Genomic DNA, 21,374 nt, shown 5'->3' with positions numbered 1-21,374 from the left:
CGCGGAGGCCGTGAGATGTCGCTGAACGCGCTTTCCACCGCGACCGCCGGACTTGCGGCCACGCAGGCGGCGATCAACGTCGTCTCGCAGAACGTCGCGAATGCCGGCACGGCCGGATACGTCAAGCGGACGCTCTCGACGGTCGCGACCGGAACCAACAATTCCGGCGTCGCGGTCGGGGCGATCACCCGCAGTTTCGATGCCGCGGCGCTCAAGCAGCTGCGGCTCGAGACCTCGGGGGCCGCCTATACCAGCACGAAGGCCGGCATCGCGTCTCAGCTCGACGCGCTCTACGGCGCGCCGGGCAGCGGGGCGGCGCTGGACGGCACGCTGAACACGTTCACCGAATCGCTGCAGGAGCTGTCGGCCAACCCGACCTCGGCGGCGGCACGCACCACCGTGGTCAGCAACGCGTCGGCCCTGGCGAGCCAGATCAACGGCGCCGCCGCCTCGGTGCAGAACCTGCGTTCGGGCGTCGAGGCCCAGCTCGGCACCGACACGCAATCGGCCAGCACAATCCTGTCCAGCGTCGCCCGGCTCAACGCCAAGATCCAGAACACCACCGACGCCTCGTCCCTGGCCGACCTCCAGGACCAGCGCGACCAGGTGATCAACACGCTCTCGGGCTACATGGACGTCCAGACCGTCGCGCAGCGCGACGGCACGGTGTCGGTGCTGACCCAGTCGGGCGTGACCCTGGTCGACCGCGGCACCGCCGCGACGCTGACCTTCGACGGACACGGGTCGCTGAATCCCACTTCGAGCTACTCGACGGACCCGGCGAAGCGCACGGTCGGCACGATCACGGCCACCCTGCCGGGCGGCGGCAAGATCGACCTCGGCGCACCCGGCGCCATCCGGTCCGGGAGCCTTGCCGCGGGGATCGAGCTGCGCGACCAAGTCCTGCCGCAGGCCCAGCGCCAGCTGGACGACCTCGCCGGGGGGCTCGCCAGTGCGCTCACCGACAAGACCGTGACCGGTACGGTGACCGGATCCTCGGCCACCATCGATCTGACCGGCATCCAGGCCGGCAACTCGCTCACGATCCCGGTCACGGCCGCAAACGGCTCCGTCCGCAACATCACCCTGATCGCCTCGAACAAGGCGACCACCGGGATCGATCCGAGCCTGACCGACGACGGCAGCGGGCTCGCGCAGACCTTCGACATCTCCGGCGGTCCCTCGACCTACGCGAGCGCCATCCAGACCGCCCTGGCGGCGCTTAACACCCGGGCGACCGCCGCCGGCATCAAGAACGTCCCCAATCTCACCGCCACCGGTACCGGGGCGTCGGTCACAGTGGGGCCGGCGGCCGGCAGTACCGACAAGGTCTCGGCTGCAACCGCCGGGATCACGCTGCCGACCTCCCCGAACGATCTAACCTCGGGTTATCCGCAGCTCGCCCTGTTCACCGACGTGTCCGCGGCGCCGCCCCCGACCCCGCGGCTGTTCACCGGCTCGTTCGACAGCGGCGCGCAGCTCACCGGCTTCGCGCAGCGGATCTCTATCAACCCGGCGCTGTCCGGCAACACCGCGGCGTTGACCGCATCGAGCGCCACCGATCCGAGCGCGTCGGGCGGCCGGGCGCAGGCGATCTTCACGGCCCTGACCTCGGCGCAGCAGACCTTCTCGTCGTCGAGCGGCATCGGCGGGGTCTCCGCGCCGTACCGGGCAAGCGTCGTCGGCTTCGCGCAGGACGTGATCGCCTCCCAGGGGGCCGCGTCCGCGAATGCCGCCGCGATGGACGACACCCAGCAGACCGCGCTGTCCACCGCGCAGGGCCGGTTCTCCGCCGGGGCCGGTGTCAACATCGACCAGGAGATGTCGAACCTGATCGCCCTGCAGACCGCCTACGGCGCCAACGCCCGGGTGCTGACCGCCGCCCGCGACATGCTCAACCAGCTGCTGCAGATCTGACCATGACCACGATCTCTCCCTTCGCGGCCGGGTCCTACGTCGCCAACCGGAATACCTCGCAGCTTCTGACGCTGAAGAACCAGCTCAACGACCTGTCGAACCAGCTCTCCAGCGGCAAGGTCTCGCAGACCTATGGCGGGCTCGGCACCGGGCGCTCCACGGCGCTCGCCGCCCAGGCGACCCTGAGCGCGCTGGACGGCTACGGCGCCGGCATCACCGCCGCCCAGACCCGGACCAAGCTCGCGGTCACGAGCCTGACCCAGGTCGCGAAGCTGGGCACCGATGCCCGTACGGCCCTGAACAACGGCCTGCAGAGCATCGCGGCCAATACCACAGCGGGCCGCTCGATCGCGCAGGCCAACCTGCAGACGGCCCTCGACACGCTGAACCAGTCGGCGGCGGGCAGCTACCTGTTCGGCGGCCGCGACGCCACGACCCAGCCGGTGCTCGACGCCGACACGATCCTCAATGGCACCACCGACGCGCAGGGCAACGCGCTCGCCGGCCTCACGTCGCTGGTCAACGAGCGGGTCGCGGCGGAACTGGGCTCCGGCGGCAACGGCCGGCTGACGCAGACGGCGCCGAGTGCCACCTCCGTCCAGGTCACCGACGAGACGAACGCCGCGACCCGGGGCAAGTTCGGGTTCACCCTGTCCGGCACCCCGACGACCACCGGGACAGCGCTCACCGCCTCGATCACGGGCACCGGCCCGGCCTCACTCAACGTCGGCCTGTCGGGGCAGCCGGTGGCCGGCGACACGGTCAGCTTCGCGCTGAAGATGCCGGACGGCACCTCGACGACCGTGACGCTCACCGCGGCCGCCAGTGCGGATTCGACCTCCACCGGCAGCTTCGCGATCGGTGCCACCGCCGCCGACACGATGACGAACCTGTCCGCGACGCTGACCAACGCGCTCAAGGGGGCGGCCAGCAGCACGCTGGCGGTGAACGCCACCGCGGCCGTGACGACCGACTTCTTCACCGGCTCGGCGAAGGGCGGCCCGAACGGCACCGGCATCATGCCCCAGCAGCGCATCGTCTACGATGCGGCCAAGAACCCGACCGGATTCACGGCCGCCACGGCGACCAACACGGTGCTCTGGTACCAGGGCGAGAACACCTACGACACGACGAAGACCCCGCCCGAGCCCACCCCGGCGCTGGACACGCAATCGGTGCAGGTGAGCAGCACCGGCAAGGTCGGCACGGGCGCGCGCGCCAACGACCCGACGATCCGGAACGTGCTGGCAGGCCTGGCGACCATGGCGTTCGCGCTTCCGACGGCGAGCGACGCCAACACCAGCGCCACCTACAAGGCGGTGGTCGGCAAGGCCGGGACGCTCCTGTCCGCATCCGACCAGACCAACCCCAGCGTCCAGGACACCGTCACGCAGCTCAGCATCGCCGCGACCCGGCTCTCGAACGCCGGCACGACCAACACCGCCACCCGGACCACGGTCCAGAACACCCTGGATGGGATCGAGCAGGCCCCAACCGAGGAGGTCGTCGCCAAGCTGCTCGACGTCCAGAACCGGCTCCAGGCCAGCTACCAGGTCACGGCCTCGCTCTCGAAGCTCTCGCTGGTCAATTACATCAGCTGACGTCGGTATTCGGCCCCGCGACCATAGTCTTGCCGCTTTCCCGCAGTGAAGCGCGCAGGACGGTCGCGTGTCGTGCGATCGCCTGCTCGAGGAGAGGTCCGCATGGCGCTGTCCGAACCCGTCCACGCGGTCCGTCGCCTCGGCTCCGCGGCGCAGATCGGCGCCATCGTGATGGCCGAACAGGCGATCGACAGCTATCTCGACGATTACGGCCGCCCCGGCGACCGTGCCACCGCCCTCGACATCCTGCTGCGCGACCTCGCCCGGTTGCGGTTCGTCGAGCCTGATCTCGACGCCTTCATCGGCGAGGTCGAGCGTTACATCGATCTGCTGTACCGGGATCTGGCGCGTCAGGCCGCCTGACATGGTGCGCCCGCTCACCGCCCTGGTCCTGAGCGCCGCACTCGTCGGGCACGTCACGCCCGCCGACGCCCGCGATCGCGAGAAGGCGCCGACCGCCGCGGCCACGATGCCGTGCCCTACGAAGGGGCCGGGTTTCGTGCGGCTGCCCGGCAGTGCGAGTTGCATCCGCGTGTCCGGCCGGGTGATCGCGGGTACCGACCTCCGGGCCGGCCCTGGCATCGGCGCGGCGGCCGCGCCCGTGGTCGCCGGCCACCTGGCGATCGACAACCGCGCCGACACCGACCTCGGCGAGGTGCGGACCTACGTGCGGATCGGCAACGGCCGGCGCTGAGGCGGCCCTACAGGTTCCGCGACAGCACCAGCGGTCCGCTGCGCACGCCGCGGCCGTACGGGGAGGGCGCCGGGGCCTGCCGTCCGTAACCCGAGGGCAGCTGCGCCCGTCCGATCTCCTCCGCCAACGACTTGATCAGCCCCTCCGACACGGATCGCGCGCTGTCGAGCACCGATTGGTTCGCCTCGACGGCCGCGGTGAACCGGCGATGGGCGGCCCGCAGGGTCTCGACACCCTCCGGGTTGAATCTCTTCAGCGCCACGGCATTGGCCTTGGCGACTTCGAGGCCCTGCATGTAGGCCGCGGCGAGCGCCGTCTTGGGCTCGGCCGCCACTAGGCCCTCGCGGAGGCGCCCGGCCCGGACATGCGCGGCCTCCTCGGCCAGCACCGCCTCCAATGCGGCCATGTTGGCCAGCACGCCCCCGACCAGCGCTTCGGCGGTGATCCGGTCGGCGACGCGCAGCGGTTCAGCCCTTTGCATTGCCGGCTCCATCGGTGGTCGCGCCCTGCATCTTCATGATCTCACGAAACACGGAATCGGCGATGCCGATGCCGCCGCTCTTCACGATCTGTCCCGCGTATTCCTTGGTCAGCATCGATCGGTAGACGCCGCCGCCGGTCCCGTTCTCGCCGAGCGGGCCCTCGGTCCCATCCGACTGCATCATCCGGTCGAGGCTGTTCTCCAGGAACATCGACTCGAACTCGGTGGCGGTCTTGTGCGCCTTGGCGGTGTTGCCGGTCTTCAGGATGCCGTCGGACACGCTGGTGGCGATGGATTTCCCGACGCCGGCGGCAGCGTTGGCCGCGATGTTGGCGAGTGGCAGCATGATTTGGCCCTCCAGTCCGTCCTAGGGCATCGTCCCGAAAGCTGGCCCTCACCGTTCGGGACGATGCACGCGACAATCACATCAGTTCGATATCGGCCTGCAGCGCCCCGGCGGTCTTGATCGCCTGGAGGATCGAGATCAGGTCGCGGGGGCCGACCCCGAGGGCGTTCAGGCCATCGACCAGCTCGCGCAGGCTCACGCCCTCCTTGACCAGCGCCAGCTTGTTGCCGTCGCCGGTGTCGACCTTCAGGCTCGTGCGCGGCACCACGGCGGTGCGCCCGTTGGAGAGGGGCGCCGGCTGACTCACCTGCGGCTGCTCGCTGATGGTGACCGTGAGGTTGCCCTGCGCGATCGCCACCGTGGAGACCCGCACGTCGCGGCCCATCACGATGATGCCGGAGCGCTCGTCGACCACCACCCGGGCGGTCTGGTCGGGCTCGACCTTGAGCTGCTCCACCTCGGTGATCAGGCGGATCATGTTGCCGTTGTACTTGGCCGGGATCTGGATCGTCACCGTGGCCGGGTCGGTCGGCTCGGCCGTGTCGGCGCCCATGAAGTCGTTGATCGCCGCGGCAATCCGCTTCGAGGTGGTGAAATCGGGGTTGCGCAGGGACAGCCGCAGGGCGCGGGCATCGTTCAGCTTGAACGCGATCTCGCGCTCGATGTTGGCGCCGTTGGAGATGCGGCCGTTGGTCGGCACGCCCCGGGTGATCTTGGCGGCGTCGCCCTCGGCCGAGAAGCCCGCGATCGCCACCGAGCCCTGCGCGAGGGCGTAGACCTCGCCGTCGGCGCCGAGCAGCGGCGTCACCAGCAGGGTGCCGCCCTGAAGGGATTTTGCGTCGCCGAGCGACGAGACCGTCACGTCGATGCGGGTGCCCTGGGCGGCGAAGGGTGGCAGGCTCGCCGTCACCATCACGGCGGCGAGGTTCTGGGTGCGCATCGTGGCGCCCCGCGTGTTGACCCCGAGCCGCTCCAGCATCGCCTGCAGCGACTGCTTGGTGAACGGGATGTTGTTGAGGGTGTCGCCGGTGCCGTTGAGGCCGACCACGATGCCGTAGCCGACGAGCTGATTCTGACGCACGCCCTCGATGGAGGCCAGGTCCTTCACCCGCGACAGGGCGAGCGCCGGGCCTAAGGCCGCTGCCGTCAGCATCACCCCGACGACGAGCGCCGCGAGGGCCGATCCGAGGAGCTTGATAGGGTGGCTCGGGCGCATGCCGGGTTTTTCACGGGTGAACGGACCTGCCCCCCTCCTGCCAGCCCCGTGCCAGCCGGGCCTTTCCGTTAAGCCATTGAGAAAAGATATCATTATCCAACCGGCGTGCGGCCGCCGATTGTGGTCGACCGGCACCGAACCTGCCGACCCGGCAGGTTCTGCCGGCCTGTTTACCGGTGCTTAACCGTGCCAGCCGAGAGTCCAGGCAGCGCAGGAGCGCCCGGAGCGACACGAACACGATCATGCGCGTCGACACTCGCCAGCCGATCCAGAATGCCGGCGGCGTCGCGTCCAAGGCCCGGGTCGAGGGCGGGCGCGGCTTCAGCCTCGATGCGGCGCCGGCCTCCACGTCCGGCGCCAATGCGCCGGCCGCTGCGGCGACCCTGGCGGGGCTCGATGCCGTCCTGCTGCTTCAAGGCGAAACCGAGACGCCGCAGGAGCGCCGCCGGCGCACGGCCAAGCGCGGCCACGACCTGCTCGACGGCCTCGACCGCCTCAAGGCCGCGATGCTCGGTGGCCGCGTCTCCCCGCAGGACCTGCGCGCCATCGCCGGCCGCCTGGCCGAGCGCTCGGCCTCGTCGGGGGATCCGCGCCTCGACGGGCTCATGGCCGAGATCGAGCTGCGCGCCGCGGTGGAACTCGCCAAGCTCGAAGGCCGGCGCAGCGCCTGACCGCCACTTTCACCGCTGCTCCCATCAACCACCTCATCCTGAGGTGCTGCGGAGCAGCGTCGAAGGAGCCCTCCAGGGATCGCGCGGCTGGCTGGAGGGCTCCTTCGAGGCCTCCGCTTCGCTCCGGCACCTCAGGATGAGGGGGGAGTTTTGGAGACCCCGTAGGGCTCGCCGCCGCTACCCCGCCCGCCGCTTCGGCCCGGTCGGCAGCATCTGGGGCTCGCCCGGGCCGGTCTCGACGGCGAGATCGGGGACCGCGATGATCGGCGCGCCGCGCAGATCCTTGCGGGTGACGATCGCGCCGCGCTCCTCGAGGTAGGCCAGCATCCGCCGGGCACGGCCGCCCGAGCTGGTGCCGTAGGCGTCGGCCAGCATCGCGTCGGTGGGGCAGGGCGCGCCCTCGATCGCCGCGCGGGCGACCACCAGGAACAGGCCGGCCAGGTCATCCGGCAATCCGGCCGCAATCGCTTGGGCCCGCTCCCAGGTGGAGTTGTCGGCGACCGCGCCGCCCGCCTCGGCCCGGGCCACGGCGAGCCGGCGTTTGAACTCCGGCAGTCCCATCGTGTCGCCGCGCAGGCGCCGGATGCGGCAGCGGACGGTGAAGTCCTGATAGAGCGTCGCGGGGGTGCAGGCGGCGGCATCCGCATCGGCCAGCACCGAGGCCAGGACCTCGGCGAGCGCGGCCTCCCGCGCCTCCGGGTCCATCGGCTCCTCTTCGGGCTCCTCCGGCGGGGCCGGCGGGCGGTAGCTCGCGAGCTGGACGAGGACGTCCGGGGCCGCCACCGGGCGCGGCCTCGGGCGCGGCATCGGCGGCGCCAGGCTGTCGGCCGGGCTCGCCGTGAGGATCAGCGCCCGCGCATCCTCGGTCGGGTCGGGGAGGGGGACGAGCACCGGCGACGACGACCGGCTCACCGTCAGGGTCGGACCCACCGCGATGGTGAGGGGCCGTCGCGAAAGGGCCGGCCCCAACGCCACGAAATGTCCGCGCGGCAGGTCGCGGAACGTCTCGGCCTGGCGGCGCTCCAGCCCGAGCAGGTCGGCGGCGCGAGCCATGTCGATGTCCAGGAAAGTCCGGCCCATCAGGAAGTTGGAGGCCTCGGCCGCCACGTTCTTGGCGAGCTTGGCGAGGCGCTGCGTGGCGATCACGCCAGCGAGCCCGCGCTTGCGGCCGCGGCACATCAGGTTGGTCATGGCGCCGAGCGAAAGGCGCCGGGCCTCGTCCGAGACCTCGCCGGCCGCGGCCGGGGCGAAGAGCTGCGCCTCGTCCACCGCCACCAGCATCGGGTACCAATGGTCCCGGTCGGCGTCGAACAGGCCGCCCAGGAACGCCGCGGCGGCGCGCATCTGGCCCTCGGCGTCGAGGTTCTCGAGCGACAACACCACCGACACCCGGTGCGTGCGCACCCGGGCGGCGATGCGCTGGAGCGCGCCGTCGTCGCCATCGGCTTCCACCACGACGTGGCCGTAGCGATCGGCGAGGCTGGCGAAGTCGCCCTCCGGGTCGATCACCGCCTGCTGCACGAGGCCCGCGCTCTGCTCCAGCAGGCGCCGGAGCAGGTGCGACTTGCCGGAGCCCGAGTTGCCCTGGACCAGGAGCCGCGTGGCCAGCAGTTCGGTGAGGTCGAGGAGCGCCGGGCGCTCGCCGGTCAGGCCGAGATCGATATCGGAACGCATGGCGCTCCATAGCATGCCGGAACCGGATCCGGGTGCCCCCCGGACGCGCTGTCCACGCTTCCCGCAGGGCTGCCGCGCGGCTGCAATGCCGCGGCGGCGCTGGACCCGGACGCCGCCGCCCTGTAGGGCCCGCCCTCCCTCGAAACAAACCGGATCCCTCACGCGATGGCGGCCTGCGGCCTCGATTTCGGCACGTCGAACACCACCCTGGGGCACCTCGCGGCGGCGGGACCGGCCCTGCTGCCGCTCGAGGGCGCGCACCGGACCATCCCCAGCGCGATCTTCTTCGAACCGGGCGAGGCGCCGCTGATCGGCCGGGCCGCCACCGCGGCCTACGTCGACGGCCATGCCGGCCGGCTGATGCGCGGGCTGAAATCCGTCCTCGGCACGCCGCTGATGGACGAGGCGACCCCGGTCGGCCGCGAGCGCCTGCGCCTGCGCGACGTGATCGCCCGCTACCTTTCGGCCGTGAAGGCGCGTGCCGAGGCGGCCTGCGGGCAAAACCTCGACACCGTGGTCCACGGTCGGCCGGTGCATTTCGTCGATGGCGACCCGGAAGCCGACCGGCGGGCCGAGGACACGCTGCGCGACATCGCCCGGGACGTCGGCTTCCGCGAGGTCTCGTTCCAGTACGAGCCGATCGCCGCGGCGCTCGACTACGAGCGGCAGGTCCGCTCGGAGGAGATCGCGCTGATCGCCGATATCGGCGGCGGCACGTCGGACTTTTCCATCGTGCGGCTGTCGCCGGAGCGGCGGGGCCGCCCGGACCGGGCCGGCGACATCCTGGCCAATGACGGCGTGCGCATCGGCGGCACCGATTTCGACCGGCAGCTCAGCCTCGGCACCGTGATGCCCCTGATGGGGCTCGGCAGCCCGATGCGGCGCGGCGACCTCGCGGTGCCGAACGCCTATTTCCACGACCTTGCCACCTGGTCGGCGATCAACCGCCTCTACAATGCGAAGACCCTGCGCGAGATCGACGAGGTGATCCGCGATTGCGCGAAGCCGGACCTCGTCGCCCGACTGCGCGCGGCCGTCGAGGGCGAGCGCGGCCACGCCCTGGCGGGCGCCGTCGAGGGGGCGAAGATCGCCGCCTCCGAGGCCGGGACGACCGATCTCGACCTCGGCCTGGTCGAGCACGGTCTTACGGCTGTGGTGAGCCGCGACACCCTCTCGACGCAGACCGGCGACCTCGCCCGGGCGGTCGCCGCCCGGATCGCCCGCTGCCTCGCCCAGGCCGAGCTCGGGCCGGAGCGGATCGACGCGCTGTTCCTCACCGGCGGCTCCACGGGGCTGCCGCACCTGCGCACCGCGCTCACCGCCGCGCTGCCCGCGGCCCGGGTGGTGGAGGGCGACACGTTCGGCTCAGTTGGCCTCGGCCTGACCATCGAGGCGGGGCGGCGGGCGGGGTGAGCGTCGGCGATTGACGGGCCCGCCGCGATCCCCGACAAGGCGGGCGCCTCGCGCCCGGAGTGACCGGCGGCCCATCCATCCCCTCCGCGCCGCCCCGCCCGATGCTGTTCAACTCCTTCGTCTTCCTCCTCGCCTTCCTGCCGGCCGCGCTGATCCTGCACGCGCTGGTGGAGCGTGCGGCGCCGGCCTGGCGGCTGCCGCTGCTCGTGCTCCTGTCGTTCGTGTTCTACGGGTGGTGGGATGTCCGGTTCGTGCCGCTGCTCGCCGGCTCGATCCTGGCGAACTGGTGCGTGGCGTGGGTCTATCGGCGCCGGCCCGGGCCCTGGCTGGTCCCGGCCGCCATCGCGGCCAACCTGGCGGTGCTCGGGGTGTTCAAGTACCTCGACTTCTTCGCCGACCTCGCCAACCTGATCCCGGGTCTGGAGGCGCCACGGCTCGGGCTGGCCCTGCCGCTCGGCATCTCGTTCTTCACCTTCCACCACATCATGTATCTCGCCGACCTTAGGGCCGGCCGGGCGCCGGCCTTCGGGCTGACCAGATACGCCCTCTACATCGCGTTCTTTCCGCAGGTTCTCGCCGGCCCGCTCGTGCGCTGGAGCGAGATCATGCACCAGTTCGACGAGCGGCCCTACGCGCGGCCCGACGCCGCCGAGCGCTTCGCGCGCGGGCTGATGCTGCTCACGGTCGGGCTCGCCAAGAAGGTGTTCCTGGGTGATCCCCTCGCGGCTTACGTGAACCCCGTGTTCCAGGCGGCGGCTGCCGGCAAGGTCGTCACCGTCGCGGAGGCGTGGCAGGCGACGCTGGGCTTCACCTTCCAGATCTATTTCGACTTCTCCGGCTACACCGACATGGCGCTCGGCATCGCGCTGCTGTTCGGGCTGGTCCTGCCGCAGAATTTCGATGCGCCCTATCGCGCCACCTCGCTGCGCGACTTCTGGCGCCGCTGGCACATGACCCTGTCGCGGTTCCTGCGCGACTACCTCTACATCCCCCTGGGCGGAAACCGGCGCGGCCTGCCGCGCCAGGTCGGGGCGCTGGCCGCCACCATGACGCTGGGCGGCCTCTGGCACGGGGCGGGACTGACCTTCCTGGCCTGGGGCGCCTTGCATGGCCTCGGCCTCGGCGCCGGGGTCCTGGCCCGCCGGACGCGCCTGAGCGTGCCGGCGCCGCTGGGTTGGCTGCTGACCAGCCTGTTCGTGATGCTGACCTGGGTGCTGTTCCGGGCGACGAGCTTCGAGGCGGCGCTCGCGATCTTCAAGGGCCTGTTCGGCCTCGCGCCCCACGGCTCGGGCTTCAAGTGGCGCACCATCGCGGTGGCGGCCCTGGTCGCCACGGTGGGCCCGACCGCCTGGGCGGCGGTGCATCGCCTGCCGCCCAGGCGCATCCTGGCCTTCGGCTTCGCGCTCCTGTTCGTCGTCGTCCTCCTGAAGATCGGGGACGATGCGAACTACGAGTTCATCTACTTCCAGTTCTGAGGATGGCGTTCGCTCACCCCCCACAGGATCGGGCCTGGCGCGCTTTCGTCCGCACCGTGCTGCTGGCGATGGCCGGGCTGTTTGCGGCCTATCTCGGGCTGGCGGTGCTGGTTGATCCCTACGATACCGGCCGCTCGACGCTGCTGTCCCGCGGCGCCGTCCGTCCGCAGGGGCCGCGCACCGCCTCGGCTGTGCGTGGCCGCGACCCGGCCTATGCGGGCGCGGTGATCGGCAATTCCCACATCCAATTGATCGAGCCGGCATCGCTGACCCGGCTCACCGGTATCCCGTTCGTGCAGCTGTCGGTGCCGGCCACTGGGCCGTCCGAGCAGTTCGCGCTGCTGGGCTGGTATCTGAAGCACCACGCCAGGCCCGAGGCGATCGTGCTGTCGGCCGATGCGTTCTGGTGCTCCGACGACCCGTCATTCCCGAGCGAGCACGGCTTCCCGTACTGGCTGGTCGGCGACTGGCAGGCGTATCTCAAGGGCCTGCTGCGCTTCACCGCCGCCCAGGAGACGATCAACCGCCTCGGCTGGCTCCTGAACCCGCGCCACAAGCAGGCCGCGTCCAACGGCTGGTGGGATTACGAGGCGAACTACCTGAGCCAGGGGTTCGGCCGTGATCCGGCCAAGAAGGCGGCGCTGGAGCGGCCGGTCGGCCCCGAGACGGAGCCGCATCATGGCGGTCCGTTCCCGGTCGCCGACCGGTTGCGGGCCGAACTCGCGCGGATCCCGCCCAGGACCGCCGTGGTGGTGGTGTTTCCGCCGGTCTACGCCCGCGCCGAGCCGCCGGCCGGGAGCCCCCGGGCTGTCGCCGAGGCGGCGTGCCGCGCCGAAGTCCGATCGGCGCTTGCCGTTCATCCGCTGAATACGGTCATCGATGGACGTGCCGGGCGCCCGGACGCCGGCGATCCGGATCTGTTTTTCGATCAAACTCACTATCGGCTGCCGCTCGCCCGAGCGTTGACGGACGAGATCGCCGCCGCAATCGTTCACCTGCGGACGTTTTCGGCGGACTAAGCCCGGCCGTCCCGTCCCGGATACCGGAACAGGGTGATGCGCTCGGCCCTTGATTTTCCATCACCTTTTTTGAAATGCCGGCGACCAGCTTTGAACTGGACGCTCTAGACCGTGGCTTGTTTGCCGCAGGGGGCCACGCATTCGAGACAACATCCAAGCCTTGCGACGCTGCGCGTTGTCGCGATTAAGCACCTCGACTATACGGCACCTCACGTTATCGCCGCGCACCGGCCATCCCCTGGTGGGCGGTTACGATCCAGCGAGGGTGACGCATGGCGAAGGTGACGCTGGAGGACGGCTACGTCCCGTCCGACGACGAGCCCTTCATGAACGACCGGCAGCGCGAGTACTTCCGGCGCAAGCTCCTGAGCTGGAAGAGCGACATCCTGCGTGAGGCGCAGGATACGCTCGTCGCGCTGCAGAGCGAGAACGAGAACCACCCCGATCTCGCCGACCGCGCCTCCTCGGAGACCGACCGTGCGATCGAGCTGCGGGCGCGCGACCGCCAGCGCAAGCTCACCGGCAAGATCGACGCGGCGCTCGCCCGACTCGAGGATGGGTCCTACGGCTTCTGCGAGGAGACCGGCGAGCCGATCTCGCTCCGCCGCCTCGATGCCCGGCCGATCGCGACCCTGTCGCTCGAAGCCCAGGAGCGGCACGAGCGCCGCGAGAAGGTCTATCGGGACGATTGAGCGGGCGGTTCGGATCCCGAACTTACTGCGTCAGCCGCAGCGCGCCGATGCTCGCCCGGATCTGCTGGAACGCCTTGATCAGGTCGTCCGAAGTGTTGGCCAGGTAGAACTGGCCCGGATTCGTGGCGCAATTTTTCAGGAGCGTCTGTCCCGCGGCGTCGATCGGATCGGAGGGGATGCTGAAGCCGATCGTATAGATCGAGATGTTGACCGCCTTCGCGTTCTTGCAGGCTTCCGCGGTGAGGGCGTCCAGCGCGTTGCGGGCGCCGGCGGCGTCCGAGACGTTCTGGTTGGTGGCGGGCAACCGGCTGTTCGGGTTGGTGCCATTGGCGTTCTGGAAATAGCCGGCAGCGAAGTAGAGCGACCCGTTGGGCGCGCTCGAATTGGTCGTCCAGCTGTTCTCGCCGTCGGTCATCAGGATGATGATCTTGTTGATCGTCGTCGCGTTCGAGCTGTTGGAACTCGACGCGTAGGCGGCGGGCGGGTTCGTGTCCGCGAAGACGCTCTTCGGGGAAAGCGTCCGCCAGCCCCACATGAAGCCCTCGTGGATGTTGGTCGCACCCAGCGGCGCCATCTGGCCGATCAGCGTCTTGAGCGCGCTGGTGTTGCTCGTGAGCCGTAGGAGCGGCTGGGTCGTGCACCCGAAGTTCGGCCCACTGGGGATGCCCGTCTTGGTATTCAGCGACGTCGGCGCAGCATTCTGAGGTTTGACGTATTTGCACGCCTGGCCTTCGGCAGTGTTGAAAGACGTTCCACTCGCGAGCGGCGGGCAGCTGCCGTTGTCGTCATCGATGTAGCTGTTAAAGCTGTAATAGGTCGTGTACCTGTTTACTGAATATGCAGCAAAGGTCGTGCTGGAATCGCCCGGCTCATCGGGGGCGAACAGCGGCACGAAGTAGGAATCCTTGTTACCGATGGTCGGCGCGCCGTCCTGGACGTTGAGCGGGTAGGGCAGGGTTTCCAGGCAGCCGCCCCAACCCCAGCCGGAATAGACGCCCTGAAGCTTGGCGAAGATATCGAACCGGCTCTTGAAGTTCGATCCGGCAGGCTGGAGAACGTTGGTCCAGTGGTAGCTGGACTGCCCGGTCTGGTCGATCCAGGATGCGTACCGGAAGGCGGTCGGATCGACCGCCACGGCCCCGGCGAACGGCACGATCGAGATCCGCGTCGCGCTGGAGAAGGCCGCGTTGGTGTAGACGTAGTTGACGAAGTCGGTGGCTGCGCTCTGCACCGCCTGAAGCTTGGACTGGCCGCCGCTCGACGCGGACATCGAGCCGGTGTTGTCGAGGACCAGCGCGATCTCGAAGGTCTTGGGCAGCGGCGTCGCGCATTGGGCGGTGGCGCTTGGGTTGATGCGGTTCGTCCCCGTGACCTTGCCGAAGAACACCGTCGAGAGCTTGTGGGCGGTCAATGTGATCTGGCGCGGGTTGCTGGTGATCGTGAGAGGATCGACCACGAGGTTGGCCACCCCCATGGCGCCGGTCATCGCCGCCTGGGCCTTGAGGTTGAGGTCGGCGTTCGTCGTGGTGAGCGGCGTCTGGCACAGGAGCAGTGCCGTGGCGTCGGTCGCGGCCTGCAGCTTGGTCTCGAGCCGGGTCGCGAAGCCGTAATCGATCGCCGCGCCGGTGAACATCAGCATCGGCACGCTGAGGAAAGCGAACAGGATCGCGACGTTGCCGCCGCGGCCTCGCGCGAAGCCGAACCACCCTGGCCGGCTGGCGCGATCAGAGTAACGGGGCATCGCATGCCTTCTGGGTGGTGCCCGGTAGGATGACCTCGGTGTAGGTGTTCGAGCCGTAGGTCGTGCCGCCGCGGGTCGGCCACGGGACCGACGCCGAGAGGGTGATCGCGTTGCCGACGCCCTTGACCAGCTTGACGAGGGCCGAGCCGATCATCGGCGTGTAGCTGATGCTGACCTCGGCCAGCACGTAGCGCATGCCGGTGGTCTGGTAGCCCGCGGGCACGAGCAGGTCGGTGGCGGTGCCGGTGGCCCGGGGCTTGGCGTTGGCGTTGGCGACGCTGGAGCAGACCTGCGGGACCAGGTTCAGTCGCTTGAGATCGACACCCATCGCGCTGACGACGATCTGGACGGTGCTGGTGTCGAACGGGCGCATCACCTTGGCGGCGGAGGCGACGATGTCGGTCATCAGCGGCGTGCCGATCGGGTTCTGCGTGTCGCCCTGGGCGGTGAGGTCGGCCACGGTGCGGGCGAGCAGGGTCAGCTTGCGCCACTCGTCGATGGCGTGGGCGATCTCGGTCATGCCGGCCCAGATCGACAGCAGCACCGGCAGGATCACGGCGAATTCCACCAGCGCGCTGGCGCGCCGGTCCCGCCGCAGCGCGGCCGCCTTGCGTGCGAGAGACCTCAGCACGGACTCGTCCCGGTGATCTGATAGGGCTCCGTGCGGAACACCGCCGTCGAGGTCAGCAGGCTGGACCCGGCCCCGGCGCCGGTGGTGAACTGTCGGGTGCCGAGACCCATCAGGTTGAACAGGGTCGGGAACTGCACCGCCGCGGTCACGATCACGATCGTGCCCGGCTTGGCGCAGGCGTAGTTCGTGCCGAAGCTGGTGTTCCACGTGCCCGTCGCGGCATTGATCGGCGTCGCCGCGCTGGCGCCGCCGAGCGTACTGGCGGTGGCGACGTCAAGCTTGACGTTCTGGCAGTTGAAGACCGTCGGGATGGTGCCGGCACCGGTGCCGCACATCGTCGTCTTCAGCGAGCCCAGCAGGGTGGCGGCGTCGGTCTGCCCGGCATTGGCGGCCTGGAATTGCCCGGTGAAGATCGTCCGGACCGCGTTCTGCAGGGCGCGGTCGAAGTTCTGGGTGGCCCAGATCTGGAAGGCGATCTGGAAGACGGCGCCGACCAGCGCCAGGAACGGCAGGGCCACCAACGCGAACTCCACCGCGGCCGCCCCGCCCGCATCCCGCAAAAAACGGTTCGGGAGGCAACCTGAGGTAGGTTTCGTTTCAGGGACTATTTGTACTGGCGGAAACATGGACTCAAACTGCCGCCTGAAGACCAGCGCTTGTCTTGATGTGTAACTAATCGTTTGCGAAAAGCTTAATGCGACCAAGCAGATCACAGCGGAAGCGGATATTCTACTGAAGGTTGCATTAAAAGGCGGGGGCGCGGCGTCTCAGGTGTCTGGCTGCCCAGGAGAGCGCCGCCATTGATTCCGGGCTGTCCGGCGCCACTTCGTCGGCGGCGCGCCCGGCCGGAGAACCGCATGACATTTCCCAGGACAGCCGCGCGCCTCGCCGGGCTGATCGCGGTCCTCGCGCTCGCCGGCTGCGGCGACGCCCCGAAGCCGGGGCCGGCCGGTCCGCCCGGGCCGAAGGGCGACCAGGGCCCGCCGGGTCCACAGGGCCCGCCGGGGCTGAACGGCGCCACGGGCGCGCGCGGCCCCGCGGGGGATCGTGGCACCGAGGGCGCCGCCGGGCCCGCCGGACCGCCGATGAACGCGCTGGTGCGCCTCGACGTCGCCTGCCACCGCGACGAGGCGCTGATCGGCGCCTATTGCCGGGGCATGGCGGTGGTGCCGTCCGTGACCGTCACCGACGGCATCGCCACGGTCGGCTGCCTCGACATGACCGCCAAGGCCGCCAAGGATGCCGAGCCGGTCGCCGTCTGCATGAGGAAGCCGTGAGACGTCTCGCCCTCGCAGTGCTGGTCGCATCGGCCGCCTCCGGCGTCGATGCGCAGCCGTTCCTGCCCACGGAACGGGCCGCGATCGACCTCGTGCGCTCGCGGCAGACGGACAGCCTGGCGACGGTGGACCGGATCCTGGCCTATGCCGAGCGAGCCACCGGGGGCGCCTTCACGCGCGGCGGCTACCGGGTCGTGCGCCGCCCCGGCGAGCCCTTCGCCCGGGTGCAGATCTGCTACCGGCTCGGGACCGATCCGCCGACCTGCGGCCTCGACTACCTCGTCACCGTCAACCCGCCCCATGTCGAGCCGGCTGAGCGCTTCGACGGCTTGGCCCGGGACCTGGAACACGGCCCGCGGGCGTTCCTGCGCGCGCTCGCCCGGGAGGCCGATCTCCAGCGGCAGCCGGCGGCCCTGCGGCAGATCCGGGCGGCCCTGGAGCCATACGATCCCTACGACTGGCGCTGAGCGTCACAGCAGGCGCGGCCAGCCCAGCAGGCGCTGGGGCGCGAAGGGCGCGACCGGGACCGCGGGGGTCCGGCCGGTGGCGAGGTCGGCTACGATCTCGCCGGTGATCGGCCCGGTGGACAGGCCGATATGGCCGTGGCCGAACGCGAACAGCAGGCCCTTGTGGCGTGGCGCCAAGCCGATCACCGGCATACCGTCCGGGGTGGACGGGCGCGAGCCGAGCCAGGGCTCGTTGTCGAGGGGGCCGCCGAGACGCAGAGTCTCCCCCGCCTCGCGGGAGGCCGCCTCGATCTGGGTGTGGTCCGGGGCGGCGTCGCGGGCGTTGAGTTCGACCCCCGACAGCACTCGCACCCGGTGATCGCCCATCGGCGACAGGATCGAGCCCGCACCCGTGTCGAGCACGGGGCGGGTCAGGGGCGGGCTGTCCGGGTGCAGGGCGTAGTGGCGATGGTAGCCGCGCTCGGCCGCCACCGCGAAACGGTAGTCCAGACTTCTCGCGATCGACCCGGAGGCGGCGCCCGCCGCCAGCACCACCTGCTTGGACCGCACCGCGCCGGTCTCGTGGACGACGCGCCAGCCCTCGGCCTCCGGCGATAGGCTTTCGACGCTGCCGCGCAGCCGCCTTCCGCCCAGGCCGGCGAACAGCGCCTCGCAGGCCTCGATCAGGCGGCCGGGCTCGCGCACCGATCCGGTCTCCGTCAGCAGCATCGTTCGGGCGTAGGGTCGCACCAGAGCAGGCTCCAGATCGCGGATCCCCGCCGCGTCGAGGAGGTCGAACGCCACCCCGTGCCCGGACAGGATCTCCCGCTCCAGGGCGGCGGCCTTGAAGGCGGTCTCGGTGCGGTAGGCCTTGAGCCAGCCGGTCCGCTGCAGCCGCTCGCTGGTGCCGGCCCTTGCGGCCAGCCGTTCATGGGCCGGGTAGGCCGCGCTCGTGAGCGGCAGCAGGGCGGTGGCGGCCCGGCGCCAGCGCGAGGCCCGGGCGCTCGCCAGGAAATGCGCCGTGTAGGGGAGGATCCGCGGCAGGTGCGCGTAGCGCAGGCGCAAGCCCCGGTCGGCGTTGCGCAGGTAGGCCGGGAGCTTGCCCCACAGGGCCGGGCTCGACATCGGCAGGATCGAGCCGCGGCTGACCACGCCGGCATTGCCGTAGGAGGTCCGGGCCCGGGCCTCGCCGGGGTCGCACAGAACCACGTCGAGGCCGCGATCCTTGAGCGCGATGGCGCAGGCGAGCCCGACCATCCCGCCGCCGACCACCACGATATCGGCCGTCTCGTCCATCCCGCTCATCCTGCTCAGCGCCAAGCGTGGCGTTCTGACGGGTTTTGCCGGGGCTGGGTAGCGGGCCGAAGGCGAGGGTACGGGCGGTTCGCGTCACCCATGCGCGAAGGGACGCGCAAAACCGTCCGCAGATCGGCTACAGAGCGGGTCATGACGCTCGTCCGCTTCGCTCCCTCGCCCACCGGCTACCTGCATATCGGCAACGCCCGCCCGGCTTTGCTCAACGCGCTGTTCGCGCGCAAGGCGGGCGGGCGCTTCCTGCTGCGCCTGGACGACACCGACGCCGAGCGCTCGACCGAAACGTTCGCCGAGGCGATCCAAGAGGATCTCGCCTGGCTCGGCATCACCTGGGACCTGTTCGCCCGCCAGAGCGACCGCAAGGCCCAGCACGATGCCGCCGCCGACACCTTGCGCGCGGCGGGGCGGCTCTATCCCTGCTACGAGACGCAGGAGGAGCTCGAGCGTCGGCGCAAGCGCCAGCTCGGCCGTGGTCAGCCGCCGATCTACGACCGGGCGGCGCTGCAGCTCACCGCGGAGGACCGCGCCGCCCTGGAGGCGGAGGGCCGCCGGCCGCATTGGCGCTTCCTGCTGGAGGCCCGGACCGTGACGTGGGACGATCTCGTGCGCGGTCCGGCGCATGTGGATTGCGCGTCGCTGTCCGACCCGGTGCTGATCCGCGCCGACGGCAGCTATCTCTACACGCTGCCCTCCGTGGTGGACGATGCCGACCTCGGCATCACCCACGTGATCCGCGGCGAGGACCACGTCACCAACACCGGCGTGCAGGTGCAGATCTTCGAGGCGCTCGGCGCGGACGTGCCGGTCTTCGGCCACCACAACCTGCTCACCACCGCGGACGGGGAGGGGCTGTCGAAGCGGCTCGGCCACCTGTCGCTGCGCGGTCTGCGCGAGGCCGGCTACGAGCCGGCGGCCGTGCGCTCGCTGGCGGTGCTGACCGGCTCGGCCGAATCCGTGCGGGCGGTGCCCGACCTCGACGCGCTGGCGAGCCTCGTCGATCTCGGCGAGATCTCCCGGGCGCCGGCCCGGTTCGACCCCACCGAGCTCGACGGGCTCAACGCCCGGCTCGTCCATGCCATGCCGTACGCCGAGGTTGCCCCGCGCCTCACCGCCCTCGGCATCCCTGCCGAGACCGCGGAGCCGTTCTGGCGGGCGGTGCAGCCCAATCTCGGCCGTGTCTCGGAGGCGGGCGACTGGTGGCGCGTGGTGACCGGCCCGATCGATCCGGTCCTGACAGAGGAGACCGTGATCGCGGCGGCCCGCGAGACCCTGCCGGCTGAGCCGTTCGGGCCTGAGACCTGGAAGGCCTGGACCACCGAGATCCGCAGCCGCACCGGCGCGAAGGGGCGGGCGCTGTTCATGCCGCTGCGCCTCGCGCTCACCGGCATGGAGCATGGGCCGGATCTCGCCGGGCTGCTGCCGCTGATCGGCCGCGACCGGGCGGCGCGGCGGCTCGCGGGCGAGGCGGCCTAGCGCCTACTGCGCCTCCAGCTCTTCGAGCCGCGTCGCCAGCAGCTTGTCCACGCGGCGGCCGTCGAGATCCACCACCTCGAAGCGCCAGCCGGCGATGTCGCAGGTCTCGCCGGTCTCCGGCAGGCGCTGGAACGCCGCGATGACGAGGCCGGCGGCCGTGGCGTAGTCGCGCGAGGGTGGCAGGCGCAGGCCGAGCTGGTCGGCCATCTCGTCGGCCGGCATTGAGCCGGCGATCAGCCAGGACCCGTCCGGGCGGCGCACTGCGTCCGGCTCCACGGATTCGGAGTGGAACGCGCCCGCGATGGCATCGAGGATGTCGGCGGGGGTCACGAGCCCGTCGAAATGGCCGTACTCGTCGTGGACCAGCGCCATCGGCACGGTGCCCTTGCGCAGGGCGTCCAGGGCATCGAGCGCGTCCAGCGTATCGGGCAGCACCGGGGCCCGGCGGACATGCCCCCGCAGGTCCAGGGGCTCGCCGCGGGAGAGCGGGCCGATCAAGTCGCGGACCTGCACGACGCCGATCATGGCGTCCGGGCCGCCATCGGCCACCGGTAGGCGGGCATGGGGGCTCGCCAGCAGGCGTGCTCGGATGGCCTCGGGATCGTCCGAGAGGTCGAGCCACACGACCTCAGTGCGCGGGGTCATGACGCCGCGCACCAGCCGGTCGCCGAGCCGGAGCACGCCGGAGATCATCGCGCGCTCGCCGCCCTCGATGACGCCGGCCGTCTCGGCCTCGGCCACGAGGCTGCGGATCTCCTCCTCGGTGACGGCGCTCGCGCTCTCGGTTTCCTGGCCGATCAGGCGGAACACCGCCCGGGTCGAGGCGTCGAGCAGCCACACCGCCGGCAGGGCCGCCCGGGCGACGAGCCGCATGCCGGGCGCCACCGCGCAGGCGATCCCCTCGGGGTTGCGCAAGGCAAGATGCTTCGGGACCAGCTCGCCGATGATCACCGACAGGTAGGTGATCACCCCGATCACCAGGGTGTAGCCCAGCGTGTCGGCCCAGCCCTTCGGCAGGCCGAGGTCGATCAGCGTCAGCGCCAGGCGGTCGCCCAGCGCCGCGCCCGAGACGACGCCCGACAGGATGCCGATCAGCGTGATGCCGATCTGGACTGTGGAGAGGAAGCGTCCCGGCTCCTCGGCCAGCGCCAGGGCCGCCTTCGCCCCCGGCCGGCGGGCATCCGCATAGGCGCGCAGACGGCTCTTGCGCGATGAGACCACCGCCAGCTCGGAGAGAGCGAAGACGCCGTTCAGCGCGATCAGCAGGACGACGGTGACGAGCTCGAGCAGGCG

21 protein-coding genes are annotated in these 21,374 nt (G+C 70.7%); 12 read left to right on the top strand and 9 right to left on the bottom strand.

Annotated elements, in window-relative coordinates; translation table 11 throughout:
* Positions 1-15: 15 nt before the first annotated feature.
* The 4 genes from flgK to ACYQPG_RS27950 all read left to right on the top strand — a co-directional run bounded on the left by flgK (position 16) and on the right by ACYQPG_RS27950 (position 4,212).
* On the top strand, positions 16-1,917 hold the full coding sequence (gene flgK / locus ACYQPG_RS27965; RefSeq protein ID WP_147938009.1) for a flagellar hook-associated protein FlgK: 1,902 nt from the start codon (positions 16-18) through the stop codon (positions 1,915-1,917).
* Positions 1,918-1,919: 2 nt separating this feature from the next.
* Positions 1,920-3,518 carry a flagellin gene (locus tag ACYQPG_RS27960; RefSeq protein ID WP_147938010.1) on the top strand — a complete coding sequence of 533 codons (1,599 nt, stop codon included), beginning with the start codon at positions 1,920-1,922 and terminating at the stop codon, positions 3,516-3,518.
* A 102-nt stretch (positions 3,519-3,620) separates the two neighbouring features.
* Entirely contained in the window at positions 3,621-3,881 is a 261-nt protein-coding gene (locus ACYQPG_RS27955) for a hypothetical protein (RefSeq protein WP_147906178.1), read from the top strand.
* A 1-nt stretch (position 3,882) separates the two neighbouring features.
* The gene (locus ACYQPG_RS27950) at positions 3,883-4,212 is read left to right on the top strand and encodes a hypothetical protein (protein ID WP_461232199.1); all 330 of its coding nucleotides are present in this window, start codon (positions 3,883-3,885) and stop codon (positions 4,210-4,212) included.
* Positions 4,213-4,219: 7 nt separating this feature from the next.
* On the opposite strand, the gene ACYQPG_RS27945 is transcribed toward ACYQPG_RS27950, so the two are convergent.
* The 3 genes from ACYQPG_RS27945 to ACYQPG_RS27935 form a co-directional block, all read right to left on the bottom strand.
* Complete coding sequence (locus tag ACYQPG_RS27945) at positions 4,220-4,693, bottom strand: hypothetical protein (protein ID WP_147906176.1); 474 nt, start codon at positions 4,691-4,693, stop codon at positions 4,220-4,222.
* The gene (locus tag ACYQPG_RS27940; RefSeq protein WP_147906175.1) at positions 4,680-5,039 is read right to left on the bottom strand and encodes a rod-binding protein; all 360 of its coding nucleotides are present in this window, start codon (positions 5,037-5,039) and stop codon (positions 4,680-4,682) included. Before ACYQPG_RS27940 ends, ACYQPG_RS27945 begins: the two co-directional genes overlap by 14 nt.
* A gap of 76 nt (positions 5,040-5,115) precedes the next feature.
* Complete coding sequence (locus ACYQPG_RS27935; protein WP_461232198.1) at positions 5,116-6,255, bottom strand: flagellar basal body P-ring protein FlgI; 1,140 nt, start codon at positions 6,253-6,255, stop codon at positions 5,116-5,118.
* Positions 6,256-6,497: 242 nt separating this feature from the next.
* Between ACYQPG_RS27935 and ACYQPG_RS27930 the strand changes: the two genes are divergently transcribed.
* A complete protein-coding gene (locus ACYQPG_RS27930) occupies positions 6,498-6,926 on the top strand; it encodes a flagellar assembly protein FliX (protein WP_147906173.1) in 429 nt (142 codons plus the stop codon).
* A 177-nt stretch (positions 6,927-7,103) separates the two neighbouring features.
* On the opposite strand, the gene ACYQPG_RS27925 is transcribed toward ACYQPG_RS27930, so the two are convergent.
* Entirely contained in the window at positions 7,104-8,600 is a 1,497-nt protein-coding gene (locus ACYQPG_RS27925) for a helicase HerA domain-containing protein (RefSeq protein ID WP_461232197.1), read from the bottom strand.
* 165 nt (positions 8,601-8,765) lie between these two features.
* On the opposite strand from ACYQPG_RS27925, the gene ACYQPG_RS27920 reads away from it, so the two are divergent.
* From ACYQPG_RS27920 to dksA, 4 genes are all read left to right on the top strand, one after another.
* Entirely contained in the window at positions 8,766-10,013 is a 1,248-nt protein-coding gene (locus ACYQPG_RS27920) for an Hsp70 family protein (RefSeq protein ID WP_147938013.1), read from the top strand.
* 101 nt (positions 10,014-10,114) lie between these two features.
* A complete protein-coding gene (locus ACYQPG_RS27915) occupies positions 10,115-11,488 on the top strand; it encodes an MBOAT family O-acyltransferase (RefSeq protein ID WP_147906171.1) in 1,374 nt (457 codons plus the stop codon).
* 2 nt (positions 11,489-11,490) lie between these two features.
* Positions 11,491-12,507 carry a hypothetical protein gene (locus tag ACYQPG_RS27910; RefSeq protein ID WP_461232196.1) on the top strand — a complete coding sequence of 339 codons (1,017 nt, stop codon included), beginning with the start codon at positions 11,491-11,493 and terminating at the stop codon, positions 12,505-12,507.
* Between the two features lie 272 nt (positions 12,508-12,779).
* Complete coding sequence (gene dksA / locus ACYQPG_RS27905) at positions 12,780-13,199, top strand: RNA polymerase-binding protein DksA (RefSeq protein ID WP_050733124.1); 420 nt, start codon at positions 12,780-12,782, stop codon at positions 13,197-13,199.
* Between the two features lie 22 nt (positions 13,200-13,221).
* Here the strand turns inward: dksA and ACYQPG_RS27900 are convergent, their stop codons facing one another.
* Genes ACYQPG_RS27900 through ACYQPG_RS27890 form a run of 3 tightly spaced genes read right to left on the bottom strand, consistent with a single transcriptional unit; the run spans position 13,222 to position 16,131 of the window.
* Positions 13,222-14,940 (bottom strand): pilus assembly protein TadG-related protein, encoded by a 1,719-nt coding sequence (locus ACYQPG_RS27900; RefSeq protein ID WP_419830738.1) that lies wholly within the window; start codon positions 14,938-14,940, stop codon positions 13,222-13,224.
* A complete protein-coding gene (locus ACYQPG_RS27895) occupies positions 14,924-15,571 on the bottom strand; it encodes a TadE/TadG family type IV pilus assembly protein (RefSeq protein ID WP_147906168.1) in 648 nt (215 codons plus the stop codon). The genes ACYQPG_RS27900 and ACYQPG_RS27895 overlap by 17 nt, the downstream gene beginning before the upstream one ends.
* Entirely contained in the window at positions 15,565-16,131 is a 567-nt protein-coding gene (locus tag ACYQPG_RS27890) for a TadE/TadG family type IV pilus assembly protein (RefSeq protein ID WP_246691998.1), read from the bottom strand. The genes ACYQPG_RS27895 and ACYQPG_RS27890 overlap by 7 nt, the downstream gene beginning before the upstream one ends.
* A gap of 297 nt (positions 16,132-16,428) precedes the next feature.
* Between ACYQPG_RS27890 and ACYQPG_RS27885 the strand changes: the two genes are divergently transcribed.
* Complete coding sequence (locus ACYQPG_RS27885) at positions 16,429-16,848, top strand: hypothetical protein (protein ID WP_147938018.1); 420 nt, start codon at positions 16,429-16,431, stop codon at positions 16,846-16,848.
* Complete coding sequence (locus ACYQPG_RS27880) at positions 16,845-17,315, top strand: hypothetical protein (protein ID WP_147910625.1); 471 nt, start codon at positions 16,845-16,847, stop codon at positions 17,313-17,315. The genes ACYQPG_RS27885 and ACYQPG_RS27880 overlap by 4 nt, the downstream gene beginning before the upstream one ends.
* Before the next feature lie 3 nt (positions 17,316-17,318).
* Here ACYQPG_RS27880 and ACYQPG_RS27875 read toward each other — a convergent pair whose 3' ends face one another.
* Entirely contained in the window at positions 17,319-18,590 is a 1,272-nt protein-coding gene (locus tag ACYQPG_RS27875; RefSeq protein ID WP_461232194.1) for an NAD(P)/FAD-dependent oxidoreductase, read from the bottom strand.
* A 150-nt stretch (positions 18,591-18,740) separates the two neighbouring features.
* On the opposite strand from ACYQPG_RS27875, the gene gltX reads away from it, so the two are divergent.
* Positions 18,741-20,081: a glutamate--tRNA ligase gene (gltX, locus tag ACYQPG_RS27870; RefSeq protein ID WP_461232193.1), complete on the top strand. Its 1,341-nt coding sequence runs from the start codon at positions 18,741-18,743 to the stop codon at positions 20,079-20,081.
* 3 nt (positions 20,082-20,084) lie between these two features.
* Here gltX and ACYQPG_RS27865 read toward each other — a convergent pair whose 3' ends face one another.
* Positions 20,085-21,371 carry a hemolysin family protein gene (locus ACYQPG_RS27865; RefSeq protein WP_461232515.1) on the bottom strand — a complete coding sequence of 429 codons (1,287 nt, stop codon included), beginning with the start codon at positions 21,369-21,371 and terminating at the stop codon, positions 20,085-20,087.
* Between the last annotated feature and the right edge of the window lie 3 nt (positions 21,372-21,374).

Source organism: Methylobacterium sp. CM6246 (assembly GCF_054818005.1).
The sequence above is the reverse complement of the archived record's forward strand: the minus strand, read 5'-3'. Positions and strand labels throughout refer to the sequence as shown.